Annotated in this window: 19 protein-coding genes; 6 read left to right on the top strand and 13 right to left on the bottom strand. The window is 33.6% G+C overall.

Annotated features, from left to right (window positions below; all coding sequences use genetic code 11):
* The first annotated feature begins 1 nt into the window (after window position 1).
* Window positions 2-529 carry a DUF4136 domain-containing protein gene (locus tag OEA66_RS10670; RefSeq protein WP_267267233.1) on the top strand — a complete coding sequence of 176 codons (528 nt, stop codon included), beginning with the start codon at window positions 2-4 and terminating at the stop codon, window positions 527-529.
* 85 nt (window positions 530-614) lie between these two features.
* Here the strand turns inward: OEA66_RS10670 and OEA66_RS10665 are convergent, their stop codons facing one another.
* Window positions 615-1,421: a T9SS type A sorting domain-containing protein gene (locus tag OEA66_RS10665; protein ID WP_267281354.1), complete on the bottom strand. Its 807-nt coding sequence runs from the start codon at window positions 1,419-1,421 to the stop codon at window positions 615-617.
* Between the two features lie 273 nt (window positions 1,422-1,694).
* On the opposite strand from OEA66_RS10665, the gene OEA66_RS10660 reads away from it, so the two are divergent.
* The gene (locus OEA66_RS10660; protein WP_267281353.1) at window positions 1,695-3,488 is read left to right on the top strand and encodes an endonuclease; all 1,794 of its coding nucleotides are present in this window, start codon (window positions 1,695-1,697) and stop codon (window positions 3,486-3,488) included.
* Window positions 3,489-3,839: 351 nt separating this feature from the next.
* On the opposite strand, the gene tssD is transcribed toward OEA66_RS10660, so the two are convergent.
* From tssD to tssO (OEA66_RS10615), 9 genes are all read right to left on the bottom strand, one after another.
* On the bottom strand, window positions 3,840-4,241 hold the full coding sequence (gene tssD / locus OEA66_RS10655) for a type VI secretion system tube protein TssD (RefSeq protein ID WP_267281352.1): 402 nt from the start codon (window positions 4,239-4,241) through the stop codon (window positions 3,840-3,842).
* A 166-nt stretch (window positions 4,242-4,407) separates the two neighbouring features.
* The gene (locus OEA66_RS10650) at window positions 4,408-5,367 is read right to left on the bottom strand and encodes a hypothetical protein (protein ID WP_267281351.1); all 960 of its coding nucleotides are present in this window, start codon (window positions 5,365-5,367) and stop codon (window positions 4,408-4,410) included.
* Between the two features lie 55 nt (window positions 5,368-5,422).
* Complete coding sequence (locus OEA66_RS10645; RefSeq protein WP_267281350.1) at window positions 5,423-6,538, bottom strand: hypothetical protein; 1,116 nt, start codon at window positions 6,536-6,538, stop codon at window positions 5,423-5,425.
* 3 nt (window positions 6,539-6,541) lie between these two features.
* Window positions 6,542-9,850, bottom strand: a complete 3,309-nt coding sequence (locus OEA66_RS10640; RefSeq protein WP_267281349.1) for a peptidoglycan DD-metalloendopeptidase family protein — start codon at window positions 9,848-9,850, stop codon at window positions 6,542-6,544.
* Window positions 9,851-9,867: 17 nt separating this feature from the next.
* Window positions 9,868-10,371 carry a DUF4280 domain-containing protein gene (locus OEA66_RS10635; RefSeq protein ID WP_267281348.1) on the bottom strand — a complete coding sequence of 168 codons (504 nt, stop codon included), beginning with the start codon at window positions 10,369-10,371 and terminating at the stop codon, window positions 9,868-9,870.
* A gap of 96 nt (window positions 10,372-10,467) precedes the next feature.
* Entirely contained in the window at window positions 10,468-12,867 is a 2,400-nt protein-coding gene (gene tssR, locus OEA66_RS10630; protein ID WP_267281347.1) for a type VI secretion system protein TssR domain-containing protein, read from the bottom strand.
* Between the two features lie 51 nt (window positions 12,868-12,918).
* Window positions 12,919-13,830: a PKD domain-containing protein gene (locus tag OEA66_RS10625; protein ID WP_267281346.1), complete on the bottom strand. Its 912-nt coding sequence runs from the start codon at window positions 13,828-13,830 to the stop codon at window positions 12,919-12,921.
* 37 nt (window positions 13,831-13,867) lie between these two features.
* Window positions 13,868-14,386 carry a type VI secretion system TssO gene (tssO, locus tag OEA66_RS10620; protein ID WP_267281345.1) on the bottom strand — a complete coding sequence of 173 codons (519 nt, stop codon included), beginning with the start codon at window positions 14,384-14,386 and terminating at the stop codon, window positions 13,868-13,870.
* Window positions 14,387-14,408: 22 nt separating this feature from the next.
* Window positions 14,409-14,939, bottom strand: coding sequence for a type VI secretion system TssO (gene tssO, locus OEA66_RS10615; RefSeq protein ID WP_267281344.1), 531 nt, complete (start codon window positions 14,937-14,939; stop codon window positions 14,409-14,411).
* A 179-nt stretch (window positions 14,940-15,118) separates the two neighbouring features.
* Between tssO (OEA66_RS10615) and OEA66_RS10610 the strand changes: the two genes are divergently transcribed.
* The 4 genes from OEA66_RS10610 (at window position 15,119) to OEA66_RS10595 (ending at window position 19,188) form a co-directional block, all read left to right on the top strand.
* The gene (locus OEA66_RS10610) at window positions 15,119-15,790 is read left to right on the top strand and encodes a response regulator transcription factor (protein WP_267281343.1); all 672 of its coding nucleotides are present in this window, start codon (window positions 15,119-15,121) and stop codon (window positions 15,788-15,790) included.
* A 140-nt stretch (window positions 15,791-15,930) separates the two neighbouring features.
* On the top strand, window positions 15,931-16,221 hold the full coding sequence (locus OEA66_RS10605) for an HU family DNA-binding protein (protein WP_034674127.1): 291 nt from the start codon (window positions 15,931-15,933) through the stop codon (window positions 16,219-16,221).
* Between the two features lie 293 nt (window positions 16,222-16,514).
* A complete protein-coding gene (locus OEA66_RS10600; RefSeq protein ID WP_267281342.1) occupies window positions 16,515-18,077 on the top strand; it encodes an Rne/Rng family ribonuclease in 1,563 nt (520 codons plus the stop codon).
* Window positions 18,078-18,540: 463 nt separating this feature from the next.
* Window positions 18,541-19,188 (top strand): response regulator transcription factor, encoded by a 648-nt coding sequence (locus OEA66_RS10595; RefSeq protein WP_267281341.1) that lies wholly within the window; start codon window positions 18,541-18,543, stop codon window positions 19,186-19,188.
* Between the two features lie 285 nt (window positions 19,189-19,473).
* Here OEA66_RS10595 and OEA66_RS10590 read toward each other — a convergent pair whose 3' ends face one another.
* Genes OEA66_RS10590 through OEA66_RS10580 form a run of 3 tightly spaced genes read right to left on the bottom strand, consistent with a single transcriptional unit; the run spans window position 19,474 to window position 22,779 of the window.
* Entirely contained in the window at window positions 19,474-20,979 is a 1,506-nt protein-coding gene (locus OEA66_RS10590) for a carboxypeptidase-like regulatory domain-containing protein (RefSeq protein ID WP_267281340.1), read from the bottom strand.
* A gap of 5 nt (window positions 20,980-20,984) precedes the next feature.
* The gene (locus OEA66_RS10585) at window positions 20,985-22,352 is read right to left on the bottom strand and encodes a CsgG/HfaB family protein (protein WP_267281339.1); all 1,368 of its coding nucleotides are present in this window, start codon (window positions 22,350-22,352) and stop codon (window positions 20,985-20,987) included.
* A 19-nt stretch (window positions 22,353-22,371) separates the two neighbouring features.
* The gene (locus tag OEA66_RS10580; protein ID WP_267267250.1) at window positions 22,372-22,779 is read right to left on the bottom strand and encodes a curli assembly protein CsgF; all 408 of its coding nucleotides are present in this window, start codon (window positions 22,777-22,779) and stop codon (window positions 22,372-22,374) included.
* Window positions 22,780-22,787 lie beyond the last annotated feature (8 nt).

Genomic DNA, 22,787 nt, shown 5'->3' with positions numbered 1-22,787 from the left:
AATGAAGAAATATATTTTTATTTTGCTAGCGGCAAGTTTAGGTTTGTCATCTTGCAGCCCTTTTAAAGTACGTTCAGATTACGCTGAAACAGCAACTTTCACATCTTACAAAACTTACAAAATCAGAATTGACGATTTAAAATTAAATGACATCGATAAAGACAGAGTTTTGAATGAATTGTCTAAGCAATTACAAATGAAAGGACTTCAGTCCGGTGAAAATCCTGATTTGATTGTTAACGTAAAAGCTAATCACAAAAAAGTTACCGACATTACCACTTCAAATCCTGGCGGAATGTGGGGATGGGGAGGCGGTTTCGGATGGGGAATCGGAATGAACAGAACCTGGTCTAGTAATTATAACGAAGGAGCAATTATTGTAGATATGGTTGATGCGAAAAGTCAAAAATTAGTTTGGCAGGGAATCGGAAGCGGAATTTCTGTAGACCGACCAAAAGCTAAACAAAAACAAATTCCTCAAATTGTAGCCGAAATTATGGCAAACTATCCTCCGGGAATGAAAAAATAAATTTTTAATTTAAATTATATAAAAGTCAACACAAAATTTGTGTTGACTTTTTGATTACGTTAAAAATAAGACTGTTAAAAATAATTTATCGTTTGATGGTTTTATAGTTTTGTGATTTTCCGTTTTTTTGTTGAATGGTCATGAAATAAACCCCGGATTTCAAATCATTTAAATTGATTTTTGAAGAAGGATTTTCTATTGTTTTGATTGATCTTCCTGAAACATCTGTAACTTTTAAGCTTTGAATTTCATTAGATTCTGAAATGGTAATTATATCCGTAAAAGGATTTGGATGAATTTTAAAATCGTTCAGTTTTAAATCGTTCGTTGATAAAGCAGATTTTGGTTCCCAAACTGCATCATCCCAATAATGTCCTGCCCAAGTTGTTCCAGGATTTCTGATTGCTAATCTTGCAGTTGCAGGAACGGTTGTGGGAACATCTAAAATTCTTTCAGCTGTAATATCGTAAGTCCCGTTTGTAATTGTAATCGATTGCAAAACAACAAAAGTTGAAGCATCATTTACATCCGTAATATAACCAAAATCTAAAAGTCCTGGACCGGAATTAACTCTCGCTTTAAATTTGAAATGATGAGTTCCCGCATTGATATTTGTAAGCGGAGGCATAATTACAATTGAAACTTTATTATAACCAGTCTGATAAACATTACTCGGACTTGACGCAGGAGAAGTGCTTGAAATTATCTGGTTTCCACCTCCTGCAGTCAAAATACTGCTCCAACACGACGGTACAACTCCCATATTACAACATGACAAAGTATCGAAGTTTTCAGAAAATTCTGATACCGGATTACATTGTGCTTTACTCATGCTAAGGCTTCCAAAAAATAGGATAGCAATCCCCGCTTTAATTGATAAATTTTTAATCATTCTAAATAAAAATAGTTTCACAAATCTAACTAATCTTATTTTTAAAATTTCATAATTTTTCATGACATTTATCAATTATAACTTACAATAAATTAATTTATACATAATATACCATAATAAATTTCCATTATGACTACGCAATTTATCGATTCAAAAAGAAACATTAAACCAATACTTTACATACAAAATTTAATACAAATCAGTATAAATCTTAATAATAATGTAATTTTACATTCACCAAATTATTATAATCTTACCAAACATTATATTATTATGAAAAAACTATTTTTATGTCTGATATTCTCGCAGTTAGGTTTTGCACAGACTCCTGCAGGATATTACAACTCAGCAAACGGTTTATCCGGAGCACAACTTAAAACTGCTTTAAGCAACATTATTACAAGCGGACATCAGGACAAAGGATATAACGGACTGTGGACTGCCTATAAAACAACCGACATTGATAAAAATTACGAAAATGACGGTTCGATTCTCGACATTTATTCCGAAAGACCGACTTCTACAGACCCTTATAAATTCACTCCCGGAAGTAATCAATGCGGAACTTATTCTACAGAAGGAAACTGCTACAACCGTGAACATATTGTTCCACAAAGCTTATTTAATGAGGCTTCTCCAATGAAAAATGATATTCATTTCATTCGTGCTACAGACGGAAAAGTAAACGGAATGCGTTCTAATTATCCTTTCGGAAAAGTAGGAAGCGCAAGTTTTACTTCTTTAAATGGATCTAAAGTCGGAAGTTCTTCTTCCTCAGGATTTTCAGGAACTGTTTTTGAGCCGATTGATGAATTTAAGGGTGATATTGCAAGAATGGTTTTTTATTTTGTGACAAGATACCAAACTAAACTTTCAACGTTTTCTACAGGAAATATGATTGGAACTTCTGCATTTCCGGGACTTCAGACTTGGGAGCTGAATGTACTTTTAGCTTGGCACAATCAAGATCCTGTTTCTCAGGCGGAAATCACTAGAAATAATGCTTCATATACTTTTCAGGGTAACAGAAATCCGTTTATTGACAACCCGAGTTATGTGAATCAAATTTGGGGCGGGCAAGCTCCAACAACAGATACGCAAGCTCCGACAACTGTAACTAATTTAACCGTTTCCGGAAAAACAACCAACACTGTTTCTCTTTCTTGGAATGCTGCAACAGACAATGTAGGCGTAACTTCTTATGATGTTTATATGAACGGAAGTCTGAAAACAAATATCAATTCGACTTCAACAACAGTTACCGGATTGAATCCTTCTACAACTTACAGTTTTTACGTAAAAGCGAAAGATGCGGCTGGAAATACTTCAGCAAACAGTTCGACTGTTTCTGCAACAACAAATGCGGGAACAACCAATCCGAATCCTACAGATTGTGTGAATGAAACTTTTGAAACAATTCCATCAGCAAGTTCATCATCATACTCTACAAAAACATGGACAAGCAACGGAATTACCTGGACTGCCACAGATTCCAGAACCGACCAAACGATTTCAAATAAAGCGATTACAGTAAGAGACGGTTCATTAAAATCAAGCAGCTCTGCAAACGGAATCGGTTCTTTAACGGTTACAACACAACTAAAATTCAGTGGAAGTAATGGTACTTTTAATGTTCAGGTAAATGGTGTGACTGTAGGAACTGTTCCTTACAGCACAACTGCGACGACAACGACAATCAATAGCATCAATATTTCAGGAAATGTTGTGGTAACTTTGGTAAATAATTCTTCGAGCAACAGAGTAGCGATTGATAATCTAAGCTGGACTTGCAATAGTACTTCTGCAAGATTGGTTCAAACAACTAATTCGGTTTCTGAGCGAAAAGAATTGCAGATTTATCCAAACCCAATTTCTAATCAGGAAATTTTTGTAAAAGGTGATACTGAAAACATCAAAAAAGCTGAAATCTATAATCTTCAAGGGAAAATAATGCAAACCATTAATAATCCCTTCAAAAATGGAAATTCAATTAAAATCAGAAGTCTTTTGCAAGGAGCTTATATTTTAAAACTTGATGAATCGAGTCTAAAATTTGTTGTGAAATAATTTATTGATAAATACTAAAAAGGCTGTTTCAAAATTTGAAATAGCCTTTTTTATGTTGTGAAATTTTGAAATTTATGTAGAAATTGCAGCCCGGCTTGAGCGGAAATCCTTTTTTTTGAAATGGCAAAGTTGTGGCAAAAAAAAGATTGGGAGCGGAAGACGGAAATGTCTGCCAGAAAATAAACTTATTCTCTCGCAGATTTAGCAGACTATGCAGATATATTTTTAGAAAGTTTTATTATAGTTTTCTAAAAAAATCTGAAGATTAAAATGTAAATAAAACAAAAAGGCCGCCTTTTTGAGACGGTCTTTGACTTTGTATACATTAATACTGAAAAGGTATGTTTTGAATTAAACCGGCCAGATTCCTTCGTAAGCCGAGTTACCGTAATTAATTTTCTCCGCACTGATTACGAAGCTGATTAACATTGAGTTTTCGTCTACCGCATCGAAATCTACTTCGTGCTGAATAACGTAACCGTTTTCCCAGTTTAAAGTAATCAATGTTCCTTCTTCGTGAGATTTGTTGAATGTAACTTCGCCTGAAGTTGGTTTATATTTTCCATTTAGAAGAGTTTCCAAGATGTCAGATTTTTCTGTTGCCTCGATTGTCAATTTAATAATTGCATTTGACGGGTCTGATGCTACTCTACCTGAAACGTCTGTAGATCTTGAAACGCTGTAATTCAGCTTTAACAATTTCTGTCCTTCGCCACCGTTGAATTTTAAGATTCCTCTTGAATTTGCTGCCATGATTGGTAAATTTTAATCGTTAATATTTTGTAATTTTTATACTTCAAAGATAAAACCAAGACAATTATTTTTCACATTTTTGATTCACTATTTTAAAATTTGTAGTAATTCTACGATTTGATGTCGTAAAACTACGATTAGAAATAAACATCTATTAAACAAACCATTACAAAGCTTCATTTACAGAAAAACCTGTGGAATATTCAACGGAATATTCTTTAGACGAGTTAAAAACATTCATTTTTTTTATCATTCCGTTTTCTTTAGAAACGATCAGATTTCCGTTAAATCTAAAATCCTCTCCTTTTTGATTGCTCGAAAATTGATTTAATGAAATCTCATCTGAATTTTCAGATTTTTCAACGATTTGTTGAAGCTGTACTGAAGCCTGATTTAAATAGATTTCAAAAAAAGATTTTCCGTTTTTAAAAGGATTTCTGAATGAGGAAAAATACATTTTCAGAAACCAGTCTTCTTTCATTTTTTTATCAAAAACATCAGGATTTAAAACAACATATTCAAATTCTTCAAGATAGATTTCTGCATATTTATCGGGAAATAAGTCTAAAAGTTTTTCTTTAATTTCATTAAAATGATTTAAAGTTTGCTTCGTTAAAGCTGTTCGTAAAATTTCTCCTTTAGAATTTACATACACTTCAATTGGCAATAAAGATTTAAATGTTTCGATTGCCATAAATTCCATTTTCGTATCATGAAGATTGGAGAATTTATCTTTTGTGAAATGAAAAAGATGCTCGTTAAATTCATTTTTTATCCATTTCAAATTAGCAACGTACGAAAAACGATTTTCACTGATTTTCCCTTCATCATTTTTTGATTCCGTAAAAACAACTTTAAAGTTCTGATTAAAATTAATTGGATTAAAATCTATTTTCGGATTGACTTCAGGACTCTTGAATGGTGCATCATTTTTAGCATTAAATGTTCTAATGTCAACAATATTTGGCAACAGAAGCTTTTTTCCGGGAACCAAATTTTCCATAATAAAATCTTCTTTTGCACAATGATTGTTGTGAAATTCTTTGAGATAAACAGGATTTTCAAGCTGAATTTCTTCGGCAATTTTTTGCAGCGTATCTCCGGGAAGTATAAAATGAACCATCATAGATTTCTCTTTGTTCTTCGAAATTGTTTTTGTTTGGTTATTGTTTTAAATAAAATTATCTGTTTCTTAAACTTAATAAAAAATTTTCGTTAACATTTTCAAATTTGACTTTTCCAAATTCTTTCACAGTCCATGTTTTATCTGGAATTTTTCTTTCGTGATTGGCTTTATCGAAATAAGTTTCTCCGTATTTATGCAAATAAATTTCATTTCCTTCAACCTTAAAAGTGATGTAGGAGTCCACTAATATATAGTCGAAACAGGTTTGCTGTTCAATGGTGAAGTAGCTATCTTTTGTTGCAACTGTTGAAAAACCTTCAGAAATACAATTTGAACTATTAGAAAAAACCAGATTATTATTTGATTTTTCAATTGAGCCATTTTTTGAAGACAACAGGACTTTCAGAGGTAACCCGAAATGAGTTTTATCAAAATCATCTTTAGCCGTATCATTTTTGTAAACAGAAATTTTATCTTTTTTTCCGTCTTTATTTAAATCTGCCAAAAATTCATTTAAACTGCTTCCGCTTTTATTTTCATTTTGCTGAAGCTGTACCAAATCTTGCTGAACTTCTTTTGTGGAAACCGGATAAGCATCTTCTTTAGAAAAAATACATTTTGTTTTGGAAACTTTGTCGACCATGTAAAAACTTTCATTTTTATGATCTAAAAAGATTTCTCCGTTTTTACAATTGTGACTATTTAGCGATAAAGCCTGATTAAATTTAAAATCATGATTATTAAATTTATAAACAGTGAAATTTTGAAATTCTTCTGTATAACCCGGTAAAAACAGATAACCATCTTTTCCGTTATAAATAATTTTCACTCTTTTCTCAGCATCAAAATAATCTGAATCGTAAGTGAAATTATACACTACCTGCTGAAAATCTTTAATTATTTTATTTTTAAAGCTCGCTTTCAAATACGCTCTGTCATCTACGAACTGAATTTTGAACAGAAAATCAGCAAAAGAAATCTCAAGATTTTTTTTAGAATTGTCTTCATAATCAGATTTTACATTAAATTGAATTTCTTTATAATTGCTGTAATCTTCTTTTACAGCTGCCTGATTTTTTTCATCAGTTTTGTTTACAGTTTTCCCGTCATTTCCTTTGCATGAAAAGAAAACGAAAATGAACGAAAATAATATTAAAAATTTTGTTTTCATATTTTATCCTCCTTGAACATTAATAACCCTGCCTGCTTCTGCTCTTGTTTTCTGCTTCTGAATTTCAGCTTCAGACTGATCAGAAGGACCTTTAAAATGTACATAATATCCTGGATTACATCTGTAATTCAAGCCTTGACCGACGGCATAAGTTGTCGTGAAAATCTCAAAATGCAAATGCGGAGCACAAGTTCCTCCTACAACGCCTGAAACCCCTGTTTTTGCAATTACTGCACCAGATTCTACCTCATCTCCCACAGAAACCAACACTTCATTAAGGTGAGCATAAAACAAAAATACATCCTGCTCTTTATCAAAAGAAGGCCCCTGAGAAATTTCTCCACGGGCAGAATGTAACAGTGCATATTCACGTTTATGATTTTTGAAAGCTTCTTTATCTGTGATTTTTATAGTCACGGTATTACCATAACCACCATGCCATTGTGCTTTATGAACCACACCATTTGTACAGGCAAAAACATCTTCTCCTAACTCTGCGAAAAGATCGAGCCCTTGATGCGTTCCTCCATTTCTTGTTGTTCCGAAAAGTCCCCAGTTTTCTCCGATACTATCGATACCGCCACCGCCACTTTGCATATATAAAGTCGACATAGGATTAGCTACAGGTTCGTGCCATCCTGCAGATTCTTCACCGCTACATTCGCTTACTTTAAAAGTGACAACTGTTTTCTGCAAATTCTGCCATCTGCTTTCACGCGTTGGTGTACTACTGTTTACAATATCTACGATGGCATCAAAATGCGGTCGCTCAACCCCTTTATTGGCATGAGTCTGACAACCGTATTCTTCCCAATATGCCATACTCGCCACTGTACCTTCATTAAGATTATTGATATTATTGGCATCGATATCAATCCCGAACTCAGGATAATCGCTGTCTATTCTTGCATTTATTTTATCATATTTATTTTTAAATGTAATCTGAATAATTCCTCGTCCTCTGTATTTCCATCCGTCTCCACTTGATGCATCTCCGTTTCCTTCCCTGTTGGCGTAAGCAATATTGGCAATCATTTCAGGGTTTGATCTATAGCCATTCTGTGCACTTCTTCCGTATTGAAAAGCGAGATTGTTTGGTGGTCCATTCAATCTTCCTGTAGTCGTAAATCTGGAAAAATGTTCCGGAAGTTTTTCAGCAGCGTAATCCAGACTTTCCCCGTTACGCACATTGATCGATTCACCAACTTCCTGTAGTACTTGAGCAAAAAACTGAGCCTTTTGTCTGCAAGTATCAAGACCAAATTTTGTATTTGCACCGTTGAAAGCATTCATCAACTGAGTCTTTTTCTCTTCTGTAGCTCCAGTAAATATTTCAGAAAGCTCTTCCATTGTTAAAACACCACAACGTGGACATTTTTTTGCAACTTCAAAATATGAACCGTCTGCTTTTAAAAAGTTTTTATCATGAGCTTTTTCACCTTGAGCTTTTACCTGAAGGTAAAGCAATTCAGGCATTTTTTTATACAACTTAAAGGTTATCGTATCGTCTTTCTTATAATCCTTTATTTCTAAAACCTTGATAATGTCATCAACATACGCATTTTTACCGTCAGCAATTTTTTCATTATTTGCATTTCCGCTTTTTGTATATCTGAGAACCGCTTCTGCAACTGTTTTTTTAGAAGCATCATCAGTCACTTTATTTTCACCTCCGAATTTATAAGTATAGTCCCCGTCTTCTTTACCTTTGGAAACTTTGTCTCGCCAAATTTTTAAGTCATCATTAGATTTCGGTCTAAGATGAACAGGAATTTTCACCATTCCATTTTCAATCGTTCCTGTAAATTCAGATTTTTCCGTTCCAGGAACGTCTCCCGTAGATGGAGTAGCCTGATTCATTTGTTCTTCCGTAATTTCCAAAATTGGTAAAACAGCGTCTGCAGAACCTTTAATTAAACCATCTTTTTCTTTAATGATAATTGTAGCCTGTTTGTCACTTAAACCTGAACCAGCGGTTTTTGCAACTAAATATAATTTTGTATCTAAAGGAGCATTATTAACTCTTTTAAACTCTTCTCCCAGCTTAAATGTTTGAAAAGTTACCGTTTTATCACTTTGAGTATCGGTTCCGTATTCATTTGCAGTAAGTGCTGTAATAATAGCTTCTTGAGTTGTGTATTTTTTATTTGTTTTTAATGTTTCCTGTACTTTTCCTAAAATTGTTTTGGCTACACCATCTTTTTGAGCTGCCGTTCCGGTTTGGTTATTGGCTTTCCTTCCTCCAAAAGTATAAACATGATTTCCATCTGCTTCTCCAGTGAGTTTTGTAAATTCTTTTTTAGCAAAATAAGCATCCAATAATTCTTCAACGGAAGAATCCTGAACCACACTTACCGTTTTTCCTTCATTGGTTTGCGGAGTTGGTGGTTGCTCAGCCTCAACTGTCCCTTGAGTTTCCTGATAATCGTGTAATTCTCCCGATTGATTACTATTTTGTTCCGGAACTCCTCTTTCTTCCATTTGTGATGCCGGTTTTTCTGCAGCTGGAGAGTTTTCCGCTATTGGTGTTGTATTATTTGATGGAGTTTCTGAGGGTGTTGATTGTGTCGGAGAATTATTAACCGGTTGTTCCGGTCTTGGTTGTGGTCTTTCAACAGGAGTTGGAGCATACAAAGGATTATCTAATTTGTAATTATCCGTTGCATGTTTAGTATGTGAAAAATATTCTACCGTTATATAAAATTCCAATTGCTTTGCATCAGCTTCACCCTGCATCGCTTTTTGCATGAGCGCTCTCGTAAGCATAAATTCTGCAACCGCAACTCCGGTTTGATCTACTCTTGCTTCTTTAGTTTCAATTAAAAGATTTTTTGCATTATGACCTTCGCCAGCTTCATCATCTTCCCAAAGTGTAAACTTTAATTTTTCACCATTTAAATTCACACACTGCGCACGGGCTCTCATTTTTTCGGTAAAACTAAAAACCGTTCCCGGTGAATCATCCACATATTGCAGTTCAACTTTTTCAATTTTTGGAATTGCAGCAGGTTGAGGAGTAATTTCTATTGTCGAATCACCACTTCCTTCCGGCTCATAAAGATAAGCTTCCAGACGATATGTATGTTTTTGTGAAACTTCACCAAAAGTAAAATTACTATCGCCTATTTTTTTAATATTTGTTGTTGTAAAGCTTCCGTTAGACCTTTTTTTGAATAATTCCCAGGTGACACCTGCAGGATTTCTTTGACTTTGAGGCGTTGAAAGATACCAATCATCAATGGTATAAGTAGTTGCTTCACCTACTTTCGGAGAAGCATTTCCTGATATTTTTGAAACTCCTTTTTTTGACATTTCAGAAAATTTAATTGTTAATAAGCATCGATTTCGCTTTCCATTATTCTTTCCTGAAAGTCATTCACATCCACCAAAGGATTTATATGTCTGATTACTTTTGCATCAGCATTTTTCACATTTTTTTTACTCATTTCACCACGTTGTCCATGGTCTTTAATTGTGATTTTCCCGCCTGTTGTACATTCAAGTTCTGAAACTTCAGTCACCGTTTTCTTCCCCATTACCATCACTTTTTCGTAAGTTTTCTGCCATTTTCCAGCCGGAGCATAAGCGCATGGAAGATAACCACCCGAACTGGGTTTTAATTTACATTTTCCAAAACTCGGACCTGAAGGATTGAACTGAAGATCGTCTTCAGTAACAGCTAAATAATCTGCATTACCTGCAGAATCATTCCAATAATGTTTATTATGCGCACTGACAATATGCTTGGGAAACTGATCTCCTTGATCACACTTGCATGTTCCTTTTTGAACAACGAAGTGTTTCCCATCATGAGATGATGATTGAGTAGACATATTTTGTGATATTTGGTACTCAAAGATAGCAAAAAGTAACTTAACATAAAAAAAACGGAAATTAATTTTCCGTTTTTTTTATTATGTCATAACTAATTAATGTTGAGTATATTCCGGCTCCTCCACTGGAAGCATTGTCGGCATAAAATATTCGTTTAACCAGTAAAATTCCTGTCCGTTATGTTTAATTTTTACAGCAGGATTATTTCTATAAGTAAGCATTCTGTCTGCAAGTTCTTTGTAATATTTAAAATAGCTTTTTGCTTCTTCATTGGTGATGATATTAGATTTCGTCCAGCCTTTCAGCATAAATTTAGACATTTTCTCTTCTTCAGAATTATCAAAACCGGTACTTACACCCACTGCATAAGACATTGGTTGCTTATATAACTCTCCTTTGTCTAAGAATTTCAACGTTGGATTGTATTTTTTTAATAATTTGATATATTCTCTTACCGCTCTACCTTGTTTAAAGTCTGTTCTTGCAGCACCAGTATTCGCATAAACTTCAGAATAGAAAGCTTTCAACTGATCATATTCTGCTTCAGAAATCAGGATACCTTTTTCCATTCCGGTTTTATAATCCATTAATTCTTTTGGAATATATCCTTTTGCCAAAAACGGATTTCCGTAGTTAATCAATTGAGCAGCAATTCCTGCCGGAACCGGATTTGTTAATCCAGGATAAAGGTATTTATATTTAAAATCAACCTCTGTTTTTCCTGCTCCTACCGAAGAATGGAAACGCTCATTCAAAGATTTATCGATCATTTCATTATCGAAAGACACTTGAGCAATAAGACTATCCACAGATTTCACAAGAAGTCCAGGAGCCGTAATATCTCCTTTTTTAGGAAAAATAACAAATCCTTGAGCCATACTCTGCTTAGGAAAATCTAACGAAAAGAATCCTGCATCACTTTCAATCAGATTAAAATTATTCTTTGTTAAAACATCGCTCTGTTTGATAATTTTTTGTTTTTTTAATTCAGCAACATTTTTAGCGGTGTTAGTGACAATATTTTCAGACATTAAAACAAAATCGTTGTAAGTATCGGAAGACCGGGCATTGGTCTGGAACATAATCAACTTTGCCTGAGCTTGAGTTAACGAACCAATAACGCTGGACATATTTCCGCTTCGGTTGGCAGAAGTTCCGATTGTAATTACAATATTGGTTTCATCGGGAACATTAGAAAGTAAATTTCCGGCAGCAATTAAACCTTCATTTAAAGGTTGATTTCCAACATTACTCGGACAATTCATTTCATTGGTTTTTTGCTCAATAAAACTCATCACTTTATTATAATCTTTACTCAGAGGCGAGGGAGCTACATTTTCTCCACAAGAATTGTTTTTATAAAGCACCACACCATATTTAATCGAATTAAAATAAGATGGCTTTTCAAATTTCAACTGAAGATCCTGTAAAAGCGAACCTACAATCGGAATATAAGGCGTATTTGAAGCACTTACATCCAAAACAAAAACAATATTTGCGTTTTTATTTCTATCAATTATTTCTTTATAACGGTCAAAAACAATGGGTTCTCCCAACACATTTTTTACAAAATTTTTACTGTAATCTAAAACATTTGTAAAATATTTTGTTCTGGTATCAGGTTTTACTTCTTCGTTTAAAGGAAGTGTTACGGGGAAAATATTTTCAAGCGGCGGTCTTTTATTTACATCCGTCAACAAAACAGCAGTACGAATATCTGCATCTGCTCCACCCGGTGCACCTTCGTGAATTCCTAAAGTTGTTTCTTTAATCCCAGTTGTATTTTTCATCTTTACGGCAGAACGTTCTCCCCAAGCTGAAATTACATTAGAACTTACCCAACCGTACAAACCTGTATTGATGCTGTCCATATCAATGGTTGGTTTCTTTCCGACTAAAAAACGTTTGTTATTTTCTGCCTGTTTGTAGACATAAACCATTTGACCATTCGGAATTTTCACATTCGCAGCCTCAATAAGACTTGGCGAGTTGAAAACCATAATGGAATCGTTTTTATAATATCTTTCGGCACTTTTGATCACATCCGGATTGCTTGGCACTACCGCAACTCTTACCGGAAAACCCGTTTTTTCGCTTTTTAAAGAATTACTCCAAAGCAGAAGATCAGATTCGGGAATCCAGCCGTATGTTTTAATTTGTTTTGACGAAACTTTTTTCATTAGAGCATCAGGAATATATTCTGCTACTTTTACCATTCCGTCCCGGTGTTTTAAAACCATTAAAGGCTCTAAAAACTTAACTTCTTTATAAGATTTTTCGTCATTTTTATCAAGATAAGCCGTATTTCTTGATCGATCTGAAATCGCAATCCATGGAGCTGATTTTTTAGGAAAACCATTAATTACGGAAGCATTATCTATTTGCCCATATTGTTGTGGCTCAGGAGTTTTCTTAGAAGGCAGCTTTACCTGACAACTCGTCAGCAAAACAGAAAGTCCTACATAATAAGCCGCTAGAGGAAATTTATTTTTCATCTTAATTTTCTTTATAAATTGGTGTGATGTCCGTGAAACAGACTTATTTTGTTATTTGCTTTGGTTGATATCGACTTTGGTGACACAAGTCATACCATCATCATAATTTAATTTTACAGACTGTATCACTGTATTTTTATCAAACTGAAGACCTGCACAATACAGATAAAAATTATTGACTTTACTGTCTGCAACTTTTACAATTGCATTTTCGTTATTGCACAGATAAGTTCTCAGAAGATAGTTGTAATGCTCATTGAAGCTGTTACCATTTGCAATTTTCTGTAAATGATATTTAAAATCATTATCCTTTTTTGCATACATTTCATCTAAAGTAGGCTCTTCATCCTGCATCGAATTATACGCCTGATTGACCAAAATATGATGCTCGATTGGCTCTAAATCTTTATCTGTGTAAAGTGTAACTGTATAATTTCCCGGTTTTTGAAACGAATAAATCGCCAGTTTGTCTTTTGAATCTATTTTCCCAGTTTCTCCGAATCTCCATGTAAAATTTGTAGCATCAGAAAGTGCACGAAACTGTACATTTTCATACTGCATTACCTGAGTTGGCGCATCAATTTTAGTAGCTACAGCGGCACTGTCTTTAGGTTTTGGAATTCCTCTTGCAGAAACCATAATCGGAAAAGATTTAGAATATTTATTATCAATAATCAAGGTTACATTATAATAACCAGGCTTACTGTAAAAATGAATACCCTTACTTTTGTCTGAGGTTTGTCCGTCCCCAAAATCCCATTTTTTAAATTTCGCAAATTCAGTTTTATCCTGAAACGACAAAGTATCACCAGTTGAAAGCGAAGACGGGAAAACCACTCCTTCAATATCATCTGCCGAATGGATGACCTTTTTTTGAAGCCACAATGCGACCAGTGCGGCAATAAGCAATGTGGCAATTACACCAATGATGATGTTTTTCCTGTTCTTTTGAAAATAGTTCATAGTAAATTTTTGTGATGTGTTTTGTATTTTTTTGGTGTTATCTTGGGTTTAAAGAGTTGTTCCGATCACGGAGAGTCTGGCTTTTTTCTTTGTATCCTAATTGGCATTCTTCATATTGTTTTTCAAAGGTTTTCGTGTTTTCGTTCATTTTCATGATTCGGTCTTTATCTACCATATTCATTTTGAAAAACTTTCCTATTTGAGGAAAAGCAGATTTTCTAGGATCATTTACCACAACATTCTGAAAAGTATTTGCGAGATCCTGTATCGCATATTCTGCGTCATTTTTCTCTACTGGTTGCTGTATTTCTACAGACAATCTATTAACTCTGGCCGAAGCTGTATCTATTAACTTCAACCCAATTTTTTGCTGTTGATCAAATTTAACTTTCTGCTCTAAAATCTGCAGTGCATTGGTATCTGCTTCTGAAAAAGGAGATGCAAAACTTTTAAGAAAAATAATTCCTAAAAAGATTAATGCTAAAATGAGCATTAGAATGAGATAAAAGAATTGATACTGCTTTTCTTTTTTTGATAATGTAATCTGTCCCTGCATAATTTCTAAACTTTAAATTGAATTACCTTCTTCGCCCTGTAAATTTTCTGGTAGGATCAATCATCATCTTATTGTTGATCTGATTAGATTTCCCCTGACAATCCTGAACATTTCGAATAGCAATTTGCTGCTTGAAAGAAACATTGATTATTTGGCTTTTAAGATTAAGCATGGGCTTTATTTTCTGCATTAATACAGCATAATGTTTGAAATTATCGGCGCTATCGACTCCCATAATTTGCTGAGCTTCACGAACGTTATCTAAAATATAAGTACGCAAATAATTATCATTGTAAGCTTTATCCGAATCCAAAAGCTCCATTCTTGCATAGATACTGTCGACTTGAGTATGCAAAAGATCATCTCGATTCAGCAAATCGCGATATTGGGCAACTTCTTTGTCGATGCCTTTGAGTTGGGTATCATAACTCTTAAAAAAGAAGTAGACGCTGGTAAAAGAAATACCAGACAGAATGATAAATGAAAATATAAATTTCCAAATACCTGATCTGACATCAGATCTGTTTAGTTTTTTTTCTCTGTTAGAAGACATGTTCGTGATTTGGTTTGGAATGTGAAAATACTAAAAAAAAGAATTATACACAAAATTAAATTTAATGCATACAATACTATTTACAATTTTTTAATGTAAAGTTTAATTTCCAGATCCGAAAGATTTTCATATTTTAGTCAACGGAATTTTATTCTGCACCACCAAATCATGAAAATAGAATGAGTAAACTACTTACCAATATGGTACGGTTTTCTATTGCCGACAGCGATTTTTATTTTAAAAAAATAATGATCAAAACGCTTTTGGAAAACCCTTTCAATATGCTTCTCAATGACTGCAACAACGGTCATGAGCTCATCAACCGAATTTACAGAAGGCAGGAAGATGTTTTTATTATCGAATTATTCATGCCTGTTCTCAGCGGAATTGAAGCTATAAAATTCATCCGTAAAAACAATCAGGAAACACCTATCATTACCTATTCCGGGACTTATCAGGAAGATATAGCAGAGATTTTATCTAAAATTCCCAACATTTATTACTGTCAAAAAAATAGCAATACCATCAAAGATATTGTAAAAGGGCAGATTTCCTCCAAAGATTTCGATTACAACGCTTATTATACATCTTGGCAACAGCAGCCTTTAGCCGTTCAAGAATATATGAACCGACAGAAAAAAAGCCAGGAAGAATTATCTCCCACTGAGATTCAACTGATGAAATTTTGCTACGAAGGATTCAGTAATAAGGAAATCGGAGAAAAGCTTAATCTAAGCACACGTACCATCGATACGTACATCAACAGACTTACCGAAAAGCTCGGTCTGAAAACAAAACTGCATCTCATTCGGTTCTGTGTAGAAAACGGATATTACAATTCCAGTATGTAAAAATCACGTCATTTTAGCGGTAGTTTATACTAAACATAAAATTGTCAGTAGTTTATGCAAAATATTTTTTGTGTGAATTCGCTACTATTCCTTTTTTTTTACTAAATTTGCACACCTAAAATTTAAAATTTACAAAGGAAATGACAAAGGCAGAATTGGTAAACACCATCTCAAATAAATTGGGGACCGAAAAGAATGAAACACAGAAAGTTGTAGAAGCTTTTATGCAGGAGATCAGAACTTCTATGTACAATGGAGATAACGTTTATCTAAGAGGTTTTGGATCTTTCATCGTAAAAACAAGAGCAGCAAAAACGGGAAGAAACATCTCTAAGAACACTGCAATAGAAATTCCTGCACACAATATTCCTGCTTTCAAGCCATCAAAATCTTTTGTGGAGAAAGTGAAAACTAAAGTTGCAGTAAAATAAAGAGAAATTAATTAATATTAACTAGTTACTAAAAATTTAACATTATGCCAAGCGGAAAGAAAAGAAAAAGACACAAGGTTGCAACACACAAAAGAAAGAAGAGAAGAAGAGCGAACAGACATAAGAAAAAATAATCTCCTTCGGGATTTTTAATATATAATATAGTTGGTGATTTTTAAATTTTTTAATGCTCACCGACTATATTTTGTTATGTAAACAAGTAAAAATTTGAGAATAATGAGCAATCATACCCTCAAATATCATCATCAATCTTTTTATCTTTAATTTTAAAAATGAAGAAAGAACTAATAGTTTCACACGAAGGTGATCTCACAAAGATTGCTTTACTGGAAGACGGTAGACTATGTGAACTTCATGAGGAAGAAGACAAAAATGATTTTGTAGTCGGTGATTTGTTTATAGGAAAAGTAAAAAAACTTGCTCCTAATCTTAATGCAGCATTTGTAAATATCGGTTACGATAAAGATGCCTTTCTGCATTATCAGGATTTGGGACCGCAATATCTTACTTATCGAAAATTTTTAAAAGATTCGGTTTCCAATAAACAAACATCTTCAGGTCTGAAAAATTTTGAAATTCAGCCTGAAATCGACAAAAACGGAACCGTAGATAAGATCATCGCCAAAGATGATATCGTTTTATTACAAATTACTAAGGAGCCAATCTCCACAAAAGGACCGAGAATTTCTACTCAAATTTCTTTAACAGGACGTTTTTTGGTTTTGATACCTTTCGACAATAAAGTATCCATCTCAAAAAAAATAAGCAGTTCTGAAGAAAAAGTAAGACTTCGCACATTGATTGACAGTATAAAACCGGAAGGTTTCGGCGTCATCATCAGAACTGTGGCAGAAGGCAAGAAAGTAGCTGATCTTCACAATGATATGAATCAATTGATTCAAAAATGGGAGAATACTTTTAAGAATATTCAAAAAAATAAAGTACCTTCTAAAGTCCTAAGTGAAGACGATAAAGCATCGTCTATTTTGAGAGATAACTTCAATCAGGATTTTGTAAATGTCTTTTGCGATGACGAGCAAATGGTAGACGAAATGAAAAATTATCTGGAAGTAATAGCTCCGGAACGTAAAAATATCGTTCAGTTTTATGACTCCCACATTCCTCTTCTCGAATATTATAATGTTGAGAAACAGCTTAAACAAAGCTTCGGAAAACATGTAAATATTCCCAGTTCAAAAGGTGCTTATTTGGTAATAGAACACACAGAAGCACTTCACGTAATCGACGTCAACTCCGGTAATAACATTACCACCGGAAACACTGCCAATAAAGAACACGCATTGAATGTGAACAAAATGGCAGCTACAGAAATAGCAAGACAATTGCGTCTTCGCGATATGGGCGGAATCATTGTTGTAGATTTTATCGACATGACCAACCCCGATCACAGAAAAGATCTTTATGAACATTTCAGAAACGAAATGAGCCGAGACAAAGCCCGTCACAAGATTTTACCACCAAGTAAATTTGGTTTGATACAAATCACAAGACAGAGAAACCGTCCGGAAAAACAGATCGACACAAAAGAAGAAAACCCCAACAAAGACGGAGAAATTGTAGCTCCAATAGTCGTTGTTGAGAAAATGGAAGACACCATCAGAACCATTATGCAAAAAGGTGATAAAGGAAAACTTTACCTGCATGTACATCCTTTCGTAGAAGCTTTCCTTACCAAAGGAATCAAAAGCATACAGATGAAATGGTTTTTGAAGTATAAAAAGTGGGTAACCATTATCCCAAGGGATTCTTTCAAGTATTTAGAATACAAAATCTACAATTCTAAAAAAGAAGAATTGAGTGGATATTCTAATTAAAAAAACATTTTACAGCCTCCAGATTTGGAGGCTTTTTTTATGTAAAATGGGTAAATTTTAGAAAATAATCAAGATTTATATTTAAAATTAGAAAAAAATTTTCTTTTTTTAGCTTAAAATTTCAATTTCTTTACACATTCTACCCTATCCATATTAACTTCAGATAGCACATATTTATTTTTGAGAAAAATTTTTTATCATCAAAAATACAATTCCCTACTTGAGTAGTAAATTCCTTAGAAATATCAAATAAAACCTCTGTTAACTCCCTGTTATAAACATATTTAACATTTTTAAAACTATAAATAAAAATAAAAATTCAATTTAAAGTGATATAAAAATTTCAGAATTATTGTTTTTTCATAAAAACATGGATTATTTTAATTAAAATCACAAATAAACAGAATATTCAGTCTGAAATTCGATAATTTTCCCTATATTTATATACTGAAAACTAAACCTGATGAAGCCTAAATTAACCATCTTTGATGAGCCGCTGCTGTATGCAGAAGGTTTATCAAAACTACTTGTTCAAGACAAAATTTTTAGCTCAATTGAAATTTTTAATTCGTACAAAAATCTATCTGAGCACATCAAAAACAATCCCCCTGAATTTTTAATGATTAGCTCCGGTATTTTGGTTCTTACCGAAATGTATTCTTGTGTAGAAAAAATTCTCGTTGAGAACAAAAATATCAAGATTATTATCATCGGAAATTCTTTTGATGTCGCAACGATCAGAAAGCTTTTTAATAAGGGTATTAAAAGTTATCTCGACAAAAACAGTTCTTACGCAGAATTTTTAAAATCAATTCAATCATTACTTTTAAATGAAATATACATTTGTGAATATGCGAAAGAAATGATGATTAATTATATCAGTCATGAGCAGGAAAAACAAAATTCTCACATTAAAGATCCTTTAACCAAACGCGAAATGGAAATTTTAAAACTTATCTGCGACGGATTGAGCAGTAAAGACATCAGCGAAGGACTTTTTATCAGCATTAATACTGTAGAAACTCACAGAAAAAGAATTCTTTTAAAACTGAATGTGAAAAATTCGGTAGGTGTGGTAAAATATGCTTTGGAGAATAACATTTTCAACTAAAAAATTTAAGCTTTAAAAAACAAAAGAAATCTAAACTCAAAAGGTTTAGATTTCTTTTTTGCCGTAAATCATGGAAAAAATTCGAGGCAAAAGTTTACAAAATTAATATGAATATTTGAACTGATTATTCATTTTCTGATTATCTGTTATTAATTGCAATGTTTAATTTTAATCTAAAGATGATATAAATTTTACTTTCTTTTAAATTCTCGCAGATTTTTTTGATTTAGCAGATTTTAATTCCAATAAAAATTTAAAATCTGCGAGAACTATTTGTCAATTATCTTATTCGTAATCCGGCATTTCGGCGTTGGTGAAAAGTGTGGTTCGAACAAAATCAATCATTGAAGTATTCAAGTCAATAACTACTACGTTTTTTTGTGAAATATTATCATTGGAAGTATTCATCAGAATAATCTGCGAATCATTTGGCGAAAACCTCGGATCCAGATCATTGGTTCCTGTAGGTTTATCGCTTTCTGCAGAAACATCCAGAATTGCATTTGTTATTAAATTATAGATAAAAATTCGGGAATCGAGCTGTCGGTAATTTGAATCCTGATACCCGGAAACATCTCTTGTGTATAATAATTTTTGTCCGTCAACAGAAAAATTCAATCCTCCTGCAGCTCCGGAACCTCCGGTTACAATATTTTTCGTCACATTTCCAAGCATATCGATGATGAAAATTTTAACATTATACCCGTTGTAATTATTGGTTTTTAATGCGATTTTACTGTTATCATAGCTCCAATCACATTCTGTAATCAAGCTTCCATCGGGTGTTGTGTACAATAATTGTTGTCCGCTTCCATCTTTATTAATTCTATATAATTTATCGAAGTTGGAATAAATCAAAGTATTTCCATTCGTGCTCCATGCAAAATCCATTTCATAATTATTAAATCCTGAAACCGGAATTTGTGTTACTTTAAATGGATTTGAACCATCCGGGTTTGCAGTGTAAATATGAGTTCCACCACCTTCAGTTCTTAAAAATGCGACTAAGCCTGCATTATTGTTTTTTCTCGGTCTCCAGCTGTTGTACATGGTTTGTGTAAACTGAAAATAGTTTCCCTGGCTATCACTAGAAATGATTGTAAGATTACCGTTTTGTTTTTGTACATAATGAAAACGGTTTGAAGGAACCGTACTGGTTGTAAATTTGAATACAGCACTCAAAACTTCAGGATGAATACCGTCTGAAACAGCAACCTGCCAAAAGTAGCTTACTCCATACTGTAAATTATTCAGTGTATAATTTTTTGCGGTAAGATCATTTACCTCAACAACATTGGTATTGATATTATTTTTAACAATTAATCTGTATTTTAAAACATCAGAAGTATCGGGATCAGTAGAATTCCATTTTAATTCAACATTCAAAGGTTGATTTAAAGCGTTGTCAATCGGGCTCAACAAAACAGGAGTTGTAGGTGGTGAATTGAGAGAATCATCATCACTCATCTCAAAAACTACAGTCACGGTTTGATTTTCGCCCTGAATATTTACTGCCTGAAAATTGGCAACATATCCCGACAATTCAGCTTTTACAGAATAATTTCCTAATGGAATATTTTTTATTTCGAATAACCCATCTTTATCACTAAATACGGTTTGTGTACTCGGCGTTGTGATTACTTTCGCATTGGGTATCGGTTCATTGGTGCCTTTTTTCACAACTTTACCTTTAAGAACCCCTGTTTGCGACTGCTCTACCAATTCTTCGTTGCACGATCCTAACATGAAAAGTAAAACGAAAAGGGTAAATATTTTTATAAAAGTTTTCATAATTATTAGTTTTTATTGCCAAAATAAAGGTTTAGACCTAAACCAAATCTCAATGCATGATCATTTCTTTTTCCGTTTTTGAGAAGATCCCAATCATCTGAAAACCCAATATCATATTGAGAAGAAATTCTCACTCCAAGGTTTTTAAAAGCCAGATATTCAAAACCACCTCCGAATTGCGATTTGTATTTTACATCTTCAGTAGAAAACATACCACCAACTCCGGCATAAATAAATGGGGAAAATTTATATTTTGGTAAAAGAAAATATTCTAAATTAAGTTCGGGAGAAATGAAAGTACGTCTTAGAATTCCCTGATTTTCTAATCTGTAAGCTGATGCGCTTAATTCTACATTGAAATTTTTATCGAAAAAATATTTTACTCCACCTTTTAAACCAAACTGGGCAACTGGATTTACATAATCATTTCTCACCTGATTACCTTCAACTTGACCAAATAAAGAAAATTTTGATCTTTCTGCAGTTGCATAAATATTCCCAATCTGTCTGTTGGTATTTTTCTGAGCTTCCAAATCATAATCATCTACAATTTTTTGATAATTTGCAGGATCACCTAATGATTTCCCCCAAATATTATCTTTTATCCCTTCAATAATTAATGATTTAACCGCTTTTTCGATTGCATCTGTTACAGCCAGCTGAATTGGCTCGTTTTGAGTGAAACCAACCTCAGCTTCCATCAATCTTTCAGTATCGATATATTTAAAGAAGCTTCCGTTTACACTTGTAGAAAGGATGGTTTTAGAAACATAAACAGTTTTTAGAATTTCTCCATTTAAAGTAGAAACTGCACGAAGATAAATTGTAATTCTATCTTGTCTGTATTGTGACGAAGCCCCGATTCCAAAATATCTTGCTCCAATTCCGCCTGTCATCACGTTGCTGTCGTAAGAAATCACTCCACCCTCCAAAAGCATTCCTGCGTACAATAAAGGTGGTAAATTTTGACTATTCTTATCTGCATCCTTTAAATATTCCTGTCTTGTAGATCGAATAATCTGTCTTTCATTAAGAAGATTGGCAATATTTTCTCTTTCGATGGGTTTAAACCATCTGCTGTCTTCCAAAGCTTTAATAAGAATGGTAGTTGTACCTTGTGGTACTGCGGTACTCCAGTTTGCTCCGTTTTCAGAAGGTTTATATTGCCCGGTTTGATCCCGGAACTTATAAACACCTATGACAACTTTCTCTTTAGGTAACGGTAAATTTCGCAGTTCTGTGGTGTGAGTCGTAATCTCACCCATCGTTGAGACCTCTTTATTAGAAGTAAAACTCATTGCGGTTCCACACGATTGTAGGGCATACAATAAGAGCATACAGAATATAATTCTGATAGTTAAAAAAAATCTCATGGTATAGTTTTTAGTTTTTTTATTTTGGAATCACAATCTCAGATTGTTCTCCCGTATTTGTATCCAAGATACTGATCATAGTTCCCTGTGATGTTGCAGTAACCTGCAGGTAAAGGGAACCAAAAAGATAATTTCCCGGCTGTACTCCTCCACTTCCAAACTGATCCTGAAAAAGTTTTGAAGAAAGCTGGCTCAAAACCTGCCGATTAAGACTTTGAGTAAAACTATCTAAGGAACTGGAGTTACCCAACAGATTAGCGCCTTTGTTATCGTCAAACTGATTTTGAGCACTCGCTGAGCTTAATAGCCACTGATAATTAAAGGTATCTCCACCAAAAGCCGGATTGATGGGTTTATAGACCAATTGTTGTGACTTTATCAGGTAAGTTCCTGATAAGAAAATTAAAAAAATTGCTATGGTTTTCATGGTAGTTA

The sequence above is a fragment of the Chryseobacterium luquanense genome, assembly GCF_026460945.1.
GTDB lineage: Bacteria > Bacteroidota > Bacteroidia > Flavobacteriales > Weeksellaceae > Chryseobacterium > Chryseobacterium luquanense.
This window is presented reverse-complemented; position numbering and strand designations above follow the sequence as displayed.